Origin of the sequence: Marinobacterium zhoushanense, assembly GCF_014641945.1 — a bacterium.
GTDB lineage: Bacteria > Pseudomonadota > Gammaproteobacteria > Pseudomonadales > Balneatricaceae > Marinobacterium_D > Marinobacterium_D zhoushanense.
Genome location: NZ_BMIJ01000003.1, coordinates 171,930 through 183,758, shown reverse-complemented (window position 1 = coordinate 183,758; position 11,829 = coordinate 171,930). Strand labels below are relative to the sequence as shown.

Below are 11,829 nucleotides of genomic sequence, written 5' to 3'. Positions count from 1 at the left end.
CCAGCTACGCCAGAAACCGGTTTACCGGTACAATTGCCGTAGCAAAACGAACCAGACCAGAGAGCACCTCATGCGCAAGCCCGAAGCCGACCAGCCACTGACCAGTGAAGATGAAACCAATCAGACCAAGAACGGCTTTTTGGCACTGGTATCCCGCCTTGTGTTCGACGAGAAGCTGCCGGTACGCTTCATGTACAAAACGGTGCCCGAACACCTCAACGATACCGGTTGGCGCATGTACACCGGCTATGAAACCGACGAGTTTCTCGAAAACGAACAGCTCAATATGCTCCCCATGCCAGTCGAGCGCATGGTTCAGCTCGATCCGTCGCTGACTGAACTGGTTAGCTACAACGCCGGTACCGTGTGGGAGCGCACCCCCGAGTCCGAAGGCTGGGAGCGCGTGTACGACTTCAAAATCCCGGCCCCCAAGGTCGAGGTCGAAATTACCAACGACGTGGAAGCGTTCAAATCGCCCCGAGAAGGCAGTTAAAGTCTGCCCTTGAAATCCCGCCAGGCAGTCCCTATCTAAACAAACAGACACCGGTGCTCATCAGGAGGCCGGTCTCCAAGCCAGGCCCAGATGGGCTGGCAGATACTTCCATATTGCTTGATGAGGATATGCCAATGCGTAATTTCGACCTGTCTCCGCTCTACCGCTCCGCTATCGGATTTGACCGTCTCGCGTCGATGCTCGATGCCGCCAACCGCAGCAACGAACAACAGCCCAGCTACCCGCCCTACAACATCGAACTACTGGGTGAAAACGAGTACCGCATCACCATGGCGGTAGCCGGATTCAACAACAGCGAAATCGATATCCAGACCGAAAACGGCAACCTGACCATTACCGGACGCAAAGAACCCGATGAGCAGGAGCACAAGTATCTCTACCAGGGTATAGCCGCGCGCAATTTCGAACGCAGGTTCCAGCTCGCCGACCATGTCCGAGTGGTCAAAGCTGCTCTGGAGCACGGTCTATTGCACGTGGACCTGGTCCGCGAGATTCCTGAAGCGATGAAAAGCCGACGCATCGAGATCAACTAATCGCCGGCGTTCTCGCGATAACGGCTGCCAGCGGCAGCCGTTATCCGTTCACCAGCAACCTGCCTTTAACGTGCTGCGTTTCATATCGATACCAGCGCATCCGATCCGACCACGCGAAAGGCGACAGGCCCGCCTTGGTTCTTAACGCCGCAATAAACTCCTGCGGCTCCGGCAACTGCTCCCACACCGTCGGCAGAAAGGTTGCTCGACAACCGTCCTCTTCGACAATAACGCCATCCACTCCAGGCTGGAGCTCTGCAAGCAGTTCCGCCTCGGTATCAACGCTGATCTGTCGCGAAGGGGTCAGCACCGACACCTCTACCTCCAGATCGCCCAATTCGTCACGCTCCAGTGATGAAAATCGGGGGTCGGAATAGGCTGAGTTTCGCGCATTCTCGATCAGGTCACGCCCCAAGGAGCGAATCGGCTCCAGTGTGCCGATACAGCCGCGCAACCGACCCTGACGGCTCAGGGTAACGAAACAGCAACCGGGCGCCTCCAACCATTCGGGCACTTGCGGCTTGCTACATAGATCGAACGAGCTGAGCAGACTTTCCCGCGACAACGTCAGCATCTGCTCCAGCTCGTCATCAGTAAAGGACGTAGCTTCCATAACCCACCACCTGATCCTGACCACCGGCGGTATCGCCGGAGTTACGAAGGTCGAGCCGTTCGATCTTCAAGCCTCTTCGTTTAGCCGCCAGCATCAAACCATTTAATGCATAGGCACCACAGGCTTGATTCGGCCGTATATCGCTCTGCAGCATACATAGTTCCTGGTCGGTTTCCGCATCGATCACTTGTGCCTCTGAATAGCTGTGATAGTGGCTTAAGTCGCTACTGACCAGGACCAGAATATCGGGCTGCTGCCAGGCCCAATCCACGATATCCGCCACCGCATCCGCCGACACCTGACCGACGACCAAGGGAATCAGCTTTGCGCCAGGGAGCAGCTCCTGCAGAAAGGGTAACTGAACTTCCAGACAGTGCTCATGCTGATGCACATCTGGCCTGACCTGGATATCGAACTGCCGCTCCAGCTCGGCCAGGGCCTTGGTATCGATCGATACCGAGCCGATTGGAGTAGCGAACATCTCGGCATCGGGTGCGGCAATGCCATGCAACGGCACACGATGGTTCGGCCCCAGCATCAAAACCCTGCGCCAACGGTGACCATTAGCCGCGCTCGCCTTCAACAGATTAAATGCCCGCGCCGCCACGGGACCTGAGTAGACCAGACCGGCATGCGGCACTATCAATGCCCTGGCGTTTACCGGAACCTCGCCGGGCACCGGATTGTCAGCTAATAGCTGCAACACCATCCGGCGCAGGACCTCCGCCTGCCCTGGATAGAACAGCCCCGCGACAGCGGGATTACGAATTCTGCCCATACAACACTCCGACCGGGTTACTGACCTAAAATTATAGTCAGTAGTCACCTCAACGGAGGGCAACATGAGCGATCAACAGCTAGAAGGCGACAGCGTCCCGACACGCTGGTGGCATCGCGTCTCTGAATCCAAGGTTCAGTGCGACATCTGTCCTCGCTACTGCCATATCAGCGAAGGGCAGCGCGGCCTGTGTTTCGTCCGCGGTGTGCAGGATGGTGAGGTCCGGCTTTACAGCTATGGCCGTTCCAGCGGTTTCTGCATCGACCCTATAGAGAAAAAGCCACTGAACCACTTTCTGCCCGGCACACCGGTGCTCTCGTTTGGTACCGCGGGCTGCAACCTGGCCTGCCGCTTTTGCCAAAACTGGGATATGAGCAAGTCACGGGAGATGGACACGCTGACCCAACAGGCGACCCCCGAGATGATTGCACTGTCTGCAAAGCGGTACGGCTGTCGCAGTATCGCCTTCACCTATAACGACCCGGTGATCTTTCACGAATACGCCATCGACTGCGCCACTGCCGCCCGCGAGCAGGGGATCAAGAGCGTTGCGGTTTCCGCCGGTTACGTCTGTCCCGGGCCACGCAGCGAGTTCTATCAGCATATGGACGCAGCAAACATCGATCTGAAAGCCTTCAGCGAGCGTTTCTATCACCGTATCTGCGGCGGCCATCTCGAGCCCGTTTTGGATACGCTGGAGTACCTGCGCAACGAGACCGATGTCTGGTTCGAACTTACCACTCTGCTAATTCCGGAAGAGAACGACTCGGATCAGGAGATAAGAGAGATGTCGCGCTGGATCCATGACCATCTCGGCCCACAAACCCCGCTGCACTTCAGCGCTTTTCACCCCGATTGGAAGATGCTGGATAAGCCGCCCACGCCCCCCGTCACGCTCAGCCGGGCACGGCGTATCGCGCTCGATGAGGGACTGTTGTTCGTCTACACCGGCAACGTGCACGACCCCGACGGGGGGTCTACCTGGTGTCCCGGCTGTGGAGCCCTGCTGATCGAACGCGACTGGTATAGATTGGGCCACTGGGGTCTGGATGCGAGAGGTTGCTGCGCGAACTGCGGCGACCCGCTGCCCGGCGTGTTCGAGGCACTACCCGGTGACTGGGGCGCGCGGCGGCAACCGATTAGGCTGGTAGAGCCACGGGAGCGCTCCTGAGCTCAAAAGCAGGATCGGCAGCAGACATATCCCGTAAATATTGCTGGCGTGCCCGGCACAGCAGCTCCAGCAGCCGCTCCGGTTCCCTCTCCGTGCGCAGCTCGGGGAATAGCCTCTTCGCTTGCGGGAAGTGCCAACCGAGCATCTGCAACCACTGCTTAAGACGCCCATGCACATGGCGAGGTGACAGATCCTGCATCACCTGCCGGTGAAAGCGCTCCAGCAACCACAGAACCTCGGCCCAGGCCGCATCCCGCCCAAGCTCGTCGCCCTTGATCTCCAGCGCCAGGAACGGATTGGCAACCAGGCCCCGCCCTATCATCACATCGTCACATCCACTGACTTCACGACAACGATGATAGTCCTCAAGTGTCCATACCTCTCCATTGGCGATTACCGGCAGGTTCACCGCCTCCCGAATACGCGCTATCCACTCCCAGTGCGCAGGCGGCCTGTAGCCCTCCTCCTTGGTACGGGCATGTACGACCAGCGACTGGGCACCGGCCGACTCGATAGCCCAGGCGTTCTCCAAGGCTCTGGACTTGTCCCGGAAGCCAAGACGCATCTTGGCACTGACCGGGATATGTGCCGGAACAGCGCGGCGAACGGCGGCCACTATATCCCCCACCAGTTCAGGCTCATCCAGCAGTACCGCGCCACCTCGGCTCTTGTTTACGGTCTTGGCCGGACAGCCAAAATTCAGATCGATGCCCGGCGCCCCTAACTCGACAGCCAAGGCGGCATTCTCGGCAACCACCTGCGGATCGCTACCGAGCAGCTGCAGCAGTACCAGCGTACCTGCCCGGGTAAAGCCCTGCTGATTGAGCTCCGGTGCCAGGCGGTGAAACACGGCACGCGGCAGCAGGCGGTCGGAGACCCGGATAAACTCGGTGACACACTGATCGACTCCGCCGACGCCGGTGAGCAACTCGCGCAGCGTATAGTCGACGACACCCTCCATTGGGGCCAAAATGATTCGCATGGGTTTTACCCTGACTAAAACGGTACTAGGCTGCAGTTATGGGTGAGCACACGCAAGCGAACAGGCTGTTTATCGCCATCGAATTAAACGAGGCGCTGCAGGAGCGGATCGCGTTGCGCCGACCCGAGCTGCGCGGGCTACGCTGGATCGCGCCAGAACGCCTGCACCTGACCCTGGCCTTCATCGGGCCGTTACCCGAACCCAGGCTGCAACTGCTTGACGAAGCCTTGGACCTCATCCGCTTCAAATCCTTCGAGCTGAAGCTGGACCGGATAGGGGCTTTCAGCAAGCGAACGCTCTGGCTTGGATGCGAGCCCTGCAGCGAGTTGATGCAACTTCACCAACAGATCCGTTCGACCCTGCAAGCCTTGGCGGTCAAGGTCGACACTCGGCCTTACCAACCCCATATCACCATCGCGTATAGCCGGGCTCCGCTCACGGAGCAGTTGATTGTCCAGCTCGATGGCGAACTCGTTCCGGAGCCAATGACGATGCGGGTGGATCAGTTTGTACTGAAAAACAGCATCCTCAGCAGCGGCAGCGCGCCATTACACCAGACCCTGCGGCTCTATAACCCTGTTCCGTAACCAGATTACACAGCCGCAAACAGCACAGAACCCCAGTCTGTCACTCGATACGGCTGAGCAGATCCGCGGATTCATTATCGCCCGCATGATCACTATCACCCGCAGTTTTGGCACCGTCGTTGCGACGCTCCTCAAGGCGGCGCAGATAGCTCGGTGACACGGTACCGGTCACATAGAGGCCGTCGAATACGCAGGTATCGAACTCAGTGATACCTGGATTGTATTTGGACACCGATGCTTTCAGATCGTCCAGATCCTGGTACAGCATCCAGTCGCAGCCGATATACTTGCCGATCTCCTCCGCGGTACGCCCATGCGCGACCAGTTCGCTAGCCGCCGGCATATCGATACCGTAGACGTTGGGGTAACGTACCTCAGGCGCTGCCGAGGCAAAATAGACCTTGCGCGCGCCGGCCTCACGGGCCATCTGCACGATCTGCTTCGACGTGGTGCCACGTACGATAGAGTCGTCGACCAGCATCACCACCTTATCCTTGAACTCGGCCTGGATCGGGTTCAGCTTCTGCCGCACCGACTTCTTGCGCTGGGTTTGCCCCGGCATAATGAAGGTGCGGCCGATGTAACGATTCTTGATGAAGCCTTCGCGGAACTTGACCCCCAGACTGTTGGCCATCTCCAACGCCGCTGTGCGGCTGGTATCAGGGATCGGGATGATCACGTCTATATCGTGATCCGGCATCACACGCTTAACCTTTTCCGCCAGCTTTACGCCCATCTCCATGCGCGCTTCATGCACCGAGATGCCATCGATGATGGAGTCGGGACGCGCAAGATAAACGTACTCGAACAGACAGGGGGCCAGTTTAGTTTTTTCGGCGCAGGACTGGGTAAAGACCTGACCATGGGTGTCGATAAAGATCGCCTCACCCGGCTCCAGATCACGCTCAAGGATAAAGCCCGAGGTATCAAGCGCCACACTCTCCGAGGCGACCATGTACTCGATTCCGGCCTCGGTTTCCCGCTTACCATACACCAACGGACGGATACCACAGGGGTCGCGGAACGCCACGATACCGTAACCGGTGATGATCGCAACGACGGCGTAACCACCCTGGCAACGCTCATGTACACGCTTGACCGCCTTGAAGATATCCTCGGCAGAGGGTCGCAACTTGCCCAGCGCCTGCAGCTCATGAGCAAAGATATTGAGCAGCACTTCCGAGTCTGAGGTGGTGTTGATGTGGCGCAGGTCGGAACGGAAAATCTCGTCGGCCAGCTGTTCGGTATTGGTCAGATTACCGTTGTGCGCCAACGCGATGCCGTAAGGCGAGTTAACATAAAACGGCTGGGCCTCGGCAGAGCTGGAGCTACCGGCCGTGGGGTAGCGCACATGGCCTATCCCCATATTCCCCTCCAGGCGCTTCATATGCCGGGTGCGGAACACCTCATTGACCAGACCGTTATCCTTACGCAGGAAGAATCGGTTCCCTTCGCAGGTTACCATACCGGCCGCATCCTGGCCGCGGTGCTGCAGCACCGTCAGCGCATCGAAGATGGTCTGGTTGACGTAGGTTTTGGCAACGATGCCGACGATACCGCACATTCAGTTCACCTCAGACGGAACATAAGTAGCTGTAGTTTGCATGAAGGGTTCAACGTCCGACGTTCCAGATCATCTGGCCAACATCGGAAGCAACGGCGCGCGTCCACCCCTCCATCAACACGAAATGGGGAATCAGGCTGGAGTCCTGCCACCATGAGTCCTGGACTGCCGGCGTCATGCCGAGCAGCGCAACGATAACCACGACGACGAGCGCCCCGCGGACAGCGCCGAAGCCAATACCCAGCACCCTGTCCGTAGCACTGAGTCCGGTAGCCGATACAAGCGCACCGATCAGCATGCCGATCAGTGCACCAACGATTAGCGTAATGATAAACAAGATAGCAAAGGCAGCCATCAGTCGGAGCGATGGAGTGGCAATATAGTCCTGTAACACGACCGACAGCGATGTGGCAAAGAGCCGCGCAACAACGAAGGCTAGAACCCAAGATGCCAGTGAAACCGCCTCTCGAACGAAACCGCGGCGCAGACTCAGCACGCTTGATATTACCACGATCGCGAGTATGACCCAGTCAGCCCAGTTCATCGATAACTACCCTTGAAAACAGCGCGCATTCTAACAGAGCCTGCCAGCGAACCCAACGGCCGATCACTGTGTCGTAAAACGCACGACGATGCCATCCAGGGCGTACTCCTGCTTTAGCTGCGCCTGCAGCTTCTCCAAGCGAGTACGCTGCAGCTCCGGACCTACAAACACCTTAACCAGTCCGGCCATATGGCGGATATACACCTTATATCCCGCCTCCAGTAGCTCGGAACGCAGCGCCCGCGCATTGGACTCGTCGCGAAAACTGGCTAACTGCAGTGTCCAGGCAACGGGAACACCCTCCTGATCCAATCCTGGCGTATCACCGGTTGGATCGATACTGGGCTCCACTTTCTCAATTGCCTCTTTTACCGGCTCAACCGGCACACTGACAACGGCAGGCTCAGACGGCAAGGCCGGTTCAGCGGTGCTGGGCAAAGGCTGCATCTGCGGCTCTACATCTGCCAAACCGACGGGCGCTGGAGCTGGCGGAATACGGCTTTCCAGGTGCCGCTCACGATAGCCTGCACCATCAAGAATCAATGGCAGCACGGCAGCACCGACTATAACGATTGCGCACAACCCAAGTACCCGTTTTTTCAGCTCTCTGTTCATGCCCTGTGTTCCGTTATTCCAAGCCCGGCGCGGTGTTCAATTCGAGGCGTTTTCATCGAGTGTCAACAGCGCCTGAGTTACAGTAACGAAAGACCCTGCCACCAGCAATCGATCGCCCGGCTCCAACAACCGCCGTGCGTCGGCCAGCGCATCGGCCACCCGAGCGTACTCGGCCTGAACCTGTCCGTTCATCAACTTGATGGGCGCAGCCAGTCGCTGTGCAGTCGCCCCCCTTGTACCTTCCAGGGAGACCGGGAACCAGAGATCGATCGAACCGCCAAGCTGTTCGATAACGCTATCAATATCCTTGTCGGCGAGCATGCCGATCACCAATAGCGTACGACCCGATACCGGATGCTGCTCCAGCCATCCGGCCATATAGGCAGCCGCTTCCGGATTGTGCGCCACATCCAGTATACAGGGCCCTTCCGGCAAAGAGACCCGCTGCATCCGACCGGTCATTCTCGCATTGCCAAGCCCTTCTGCGATCTCCGCTGCCGTAACCTCCAGGCCCAGCAACTCGATCACCTGGAGCACGGTCGCGGCATTGATAACCGGCAACTCCGGCTGCGGCAACGACTCATATCGCTTAGGCTCACGCTCTTGACCGGTCCCCCACCAGCACCAGCTGCTACCGTCCAGCTCCAGCCCATAATCGCGATCGCGCACCCACAGCGGCACGCCCTGCTGAGCACACTGAGAAACCACACATTCGGGAGGCTCAGGATCGCCACATACCAGAGGCTTTCCTGCTCTTGCGATACCGGCTTTCTCGCGACCGATCTGCTCGCGGTCATTGCCCAGCCAATCGGTATGGTCCAGCGCTATACTGGTCACGACCGCGATATCGCAATCGACAATATTGACCGCATCCAAGCGTCCGCCAAGACCAACCTCGAGCAACAACACATCGGGCTTCGCGTCGGCGAAACAGAGCAGCGCTGCGAGCGTGCCGTACTCGAAGTAGGTCAGCTCGATCTCGCCTCGTGCGCGTTCGATCCTGTCGAATTGAGCGCAAATCAGCTGATCGCCGGCCTCGTCACCATTGATGCGGATGCGCTCGTTATAACGCAGAAAATGGGGTGAGGTATAAACGCCGGTGGTCAATCCCGCCGCTCGCAGTATCGAGTCCAGCATGGTCACCGTCGAACCCTTGCCGTTGGTACCGGCGATCAACACCTTGCGGCTCTCCCCGAGATCGATAGCCAAGCGCTCGGCAACACAGCGTATGCGCTCAAGGCCGAGTTCAATCTCAGCCGGATGGCACGCCTCGATACGCTCAAGCCAGGCATTAAGAGAAGAGGGATAATCTGTGTGCATGTTTACTCCGAAACGGAAACGACCGCCGAACGGCGGTCGCTACAGGAGACTCAGGCAGCCGGCAGGTGCAGCAGCTTGCGCAGAATCGAGGCGAGTCGCGGGCGCATCTCACGCCGCTCGATAATCATGTCCACCTGCCCATGCTCGAGCAAAAACTCACTGCGCTGGAACCCCTCAGGCAGTTTTTCTCGTACGGTTTGCTCGATAACCCGGGGGCCGGCAAAGCCCACCAGAGCCCGCGGCTCGGCGACATTAAGATCGCCCAACATCGCCAGACTGGCGGACACACCACCATAGACAGGATCGGTCAGTACGGAGATAAACGGCACGCCCGCCCGGCGCATACGCTCCAGCGCCGCACTGGTTTTCGCCATCTGCATCAGCGAAATGAGCGCTTCTTGCATGCGTGCGCCACCAGAGGCAGAAAAACAGATCAGTGGCATGCGTTCTTCAAGTGCGAGCGTTGCCGCCCGAACGAAGCGCTCACCGACCACAGCCCCCATGGAACCACCCATGAAACGAAACTCGAAGGCGACGGCAGCGACGGGAATCCCTTCAAGCTCCCCTCGCATGGCGATCAACGCATCCTTTTCACCCGTGTCGCGCTGCGCCGCCACCAGACGGTCTTTGTATTTTTTCGAATCACGGAATTTCAGGCGATCAACCGGCTCGACGTCAGCGCCCAGTTCGGTGGCACTCCCCTCGTCAAGGAACAGCTCGAGACGCCGACGTGCAACCAGGCGCATGTGATGCTCGCACTTCGGGCACACATTGAGGTTTTTCTCCAGCTCCGGGCGATAAAGCACCGCATCACACTTGGGACATTTGTCCCAAAGTCCCTCGGGGATACTGCTGCGTTTCTTTTCGCTGCGCACGAGGGATGGAACGATCTTTTCAAGCCAGTTGCTCATCTCTATCCTTTCCTGAATTTTCTCTTTTCAGCACTCTGAAGCCCGGCTCCACCTGGACCTTCAAAACGCCGCTACAGAATCTTATCCGGTCAGCAACCTAAAAGCGAAGTCAGCCGCTCTTCTGCACCAGCTTATCCAGCCCAACGCTGGGGGCTGATCAGCGATGCGCGCTAACTTCGGTCCGCCGCTCTGACCTGGTCGATAAATGCCTTGATCTTGCGGCAGCTCTTGATACCCGGCCCCTCTTCAACGCCTCCACTGACGTCGACGGCAAAGGGCCTGACACGGCACACGGCCTGCGCCACATTTTCCGGATTCAAGCCGCCGGCCAGAATAATCCTGGACGCCAGTTTCACCGGAATCCTATCCCAGTCGAAAGCCTCCCCGGTACCGCCCGGCACACCGGGGCGATAGGCATCCAGCAGGATACCCCGTCCCGCATGAAACCTTTGCGCCTGCTGCAACACATCCAGGTCTGGTTTCATTCTCAGCGCCTTGATCCATGGACGTGCGAAGCCTTGGCAAAACTCGGGAGACTCCTTGCCGTGAAACTGCAGCAGATCCACCTGCACATCCTGTACAACCCTGTCCACAAGCTCCGGTGCCGGATCAACAAAGAGCGCCGTGGTGGTCACGAACGCCGGTAACTGCGCAATGATACTGGCAGCCTGGTCGACAGCAATAGCGCGCGGACTCGGATCGTAAAACACGAAACCCAGCGCGTCAGCCCCAGCCTCAACCGCACATAGGGCATCCTCCAACCTGGTTATGCCGCAGATCTTGACCCGCGTCACCGTACTCTCCCGCTTAAATCACAAGGTCGAAATTCTATCAGAGCCTCTTCAACTCGTCAGTCCGGGAAGCTGATAAAAAATAGGGTCCCAGCTGCGATGGCGGCAGCTCAAATGCTCCAGGGTATCGCACGTCGACGAAATACAGCCCCCAGGGCGGCGCCGTCACGCCACCCTGGCGGCGGTCGCGCGCGTCCAACACCGATTTGGCCCACACCGGCTCCGCTTCCCCAGCACCGATTTTCATCAGCACGCCGGCGATATTCCGCACCATATGGTGCAGGAAAGCGTTGGCACAGATGTCGATCACGATCAACTCTCCACTGCGGTAGACGTCAAGAGACTTAACCTCCCGCACCGGACTGTGCGCCTGACAGGCCACCGCGCGATAGGAGGTGAAGTCGTGCTCACCAACCAGGAAAGCCGCCGCCTCAGCCATACGCGCAGTATCGAGCTGTTTGTACGTCCAGGTCACACCGCGCGCCAGCAGCGCTGGTTTAACCGGTGAGCTGTAGATCAGATAGCGATAGCGGCGTTGTTCAGCCGAGAAGCGAGCATGGAACTCTGAGCCGACCCGCTGCACCCAGAGGATGGCGATATCGTCCGGTAGATAGGTGTTGGACCCCATCACCCAGGCACGTTCGGGACGCTCGACCTGCGCGTCAAAATGAATGATCTGGTAGCTGGCATTCACCCCCGCATCGGTACGCCCTGCACAGATGACGCCGACGGGATGGTTGGCAACACGCGATATCGCCCGTTCCACCTCCAGCTGCACACAACGAACGTTGTCGCCGCTCTGCGCTTGCCAGCCGTTGTATGGTGCGCCAGCGTACTCGACTGCTGCCGCGTAACGAAAGAGGGCGACTTCCGTCGCCCCCTGGTTGTGTTCCTGTTTTGTCATCA

General features: G+C 58.6%; 14 protein-coding genes. 4 read left to right on the top strand and 10 right to left on the bottom strand.

The features are described 5' to 3' along the window. Positions 1-70: 70 nt before the first annotated feature. Positions 71-493 (top strand): immunity protein Imm33 domain-containing protein, encoded by a 423-nt coding sequence (locus tag IEX40_RS07940; RefSeq protein WP_188747068.1) that lies wholly within the window; start codon positions 71-73, stop codon positions 491-493. A 134-nt stretch (positions 494-627) separates the two neighbouring features. Further along, positions 628-1,047 (top strand): Hsp20 family protein, encoded by a 420-nt coding sequence (locus IEX40_RS07935; RefSeq protein ID WP_188747066.1) that lies wholly within the window; start codon positions 628-630, stop codon positions 1,045-1,047. 40 nt (positions 1,048-1,087) lie between these two features. Here the strand turns inward: IEX40_RS07935 and amrA are convergent, their stop codons facing one another. Together amrA and amrB are read right to left on the bottom strand one after the other, a co-directional pair. Then, a complete protein-coding gene (gene amrA, locus IEX40_RS07930) occupies positions 1,088-1,660 on the bottom strand; it encodes an AmmeMemoRadiSam system protein A (RefSeq protein ID WP_188747064.1) in 573 nt (190 codons plus the stop codon). Further along, entirely contained in the window at positions 1,638-2,438 is an 801-nt protein-coding gene (gene amrB, locus IEX40_RS07925; protein WP_188747062.1) for an AmmeMemoRadiSam system protein B, read from the bottom strand. Before amrB ends, amrA begins: the two co-directional genes overlap by 23 nt. Positions 2,439-2,502: 64 nt before the next feature. On the opposite strand from amrB, the gene amrS reads away from it, so the two are divergent. Beyond that, on the top strand, positions 2,503-3,609 hold the full coding sequence (amrS, locus tag IEX40_RS07920) for an AmmeMemoRadiSam system radical SAM enzyme (RefSeq protein ID WP_188747060.1): 1,107 nt from the start codon (positions 2,503-2,505) through the stop codon (positions 3,607-3,609). Here the strand turns inward: amrS and IEX40_RS07915 are convergent. Next, positions 3,578-4,591, bottom strand: a complete 1,014-nt coding sequence (locus IEX40_RS07915) for a tRNA dihydrouridine synthase (protein WP_188747058.1) — start codon at positions 4,589-4,591, stop codon at positions 3,578-3,580. The genes amrS and IEX40_RS07915 overlap by 32 nt on opposite strands. A gap of 38 nt (positions 4,592-4,629) precedes the next feature. Between IEX40_RS07915 and thpR the strand changes: the two genes are divergently transcribed. Further along, positions 4,630-5,178 (top strand): RNA 2',3'-cyclic phosphodiesterase, encoded by a 549-nt coding sequence (thpR, locus tag IEX40_RS07910; protein WP_188747057.1) that lies wholly within the window; start codon positions 4,630-4,632, stop codon positions 5,176-5,178. A gap of 40 nt (positions 5,179-5,218) precedes the next feature. On the opposite strand, the gene purF is transcribed toward thpR, so the two are convergent. The 7 genes from purF to truA all read right to left on the bottom strand — a co-directional run bounded on the left by purF (position 5,219) and on the right by truA (position 11,827). Next, positions 5,219-6,742, bottom strand: coding sequence for an amidophosphoribosyltransferase (purF, locus tag IEX40_RS07905; RefSeq protein ID WP_188747055.1), 1,524 nt, complete (start codon positions 6,740-6,742; stop codon positions 5,219-5,221). A gap of 49 nt (positions 6,743-6,791) precedes the next feature. After that, complete coding sequence (locus tag IEX40_RS07900) at positions 6,792-7,286, bottom strand: CvpA family protein (protein ID WP_188747053.1); 495 nt, start codon at positions 7,284-7,286, stop codon at positions 6,792-6,794. A 63-nt stretch (positions 7,287-7,349) separates the two neighbouring features. After that, on the bottom strand, positions 7,350-7,901 hold the full coding sequence (locus IEX40_RS07895; RefSeq protein ID WP_188747051.1) for an SPOR domain-containing protein: 552 nt from the start codon (positions 7,899-7,901) through the stop codon (positions 7,350-7,352). A gap of 36 nt (positions 7,902-7,937) precedes the next feature. Next, positions 7,938-9,221, bottom strand: a complete 1,284-nt coding sequence (gene folC, locus IEX40_RS07890) for a bifunctional tetrahydrofolate synthase/dihydrofolate synthase (RefSeq protein WP_188747049.1) — start codon at positions 9,219-9,221, stop codon at positions 7,938-7,940. Positions 9,222-9,271: 50 nt separating this feature from the next. Beyond that, complete coding sequence (gene accD, locus IEX40_RS07885; RefSeq protein WP_188747047.1) at positions 9,272-10,132, bottom strand: acetyl-CoA carboxylase, carboxyltransferase subunit beta; 861 nt, start codon at positions 10,130-10,132, stop codon at positions 9,272-9,274. 170 nt (positions 10,133-10,302) lie between these two features. Further along, positions 10,303-10,926 (bottom strand): phosphoribosylanthranilate isomerase, encoded by a 624-nt coding sequence (locus tag IEX40_RS07880; RefSeq protein WP_188747045.1) that lies wholly within the window; start codon positions 10,924-10,926, stop codon positions 10,303-10,305. Positions 10,927-10,963: 37 nt separating this feature from the next. After that, a complete protein-coding gene (gene truA, locus IEX40_RS07875) occupies positions 10,964-11,827 on the bottom strand; it encodes a tRNA pseudouridine(38-40) synthase TruA (protein WP_188747043.1) in 864 nt (287 codons plus the stop codon). Positions 11,828-11,829 lie beyond the last annotated feature (2 nt).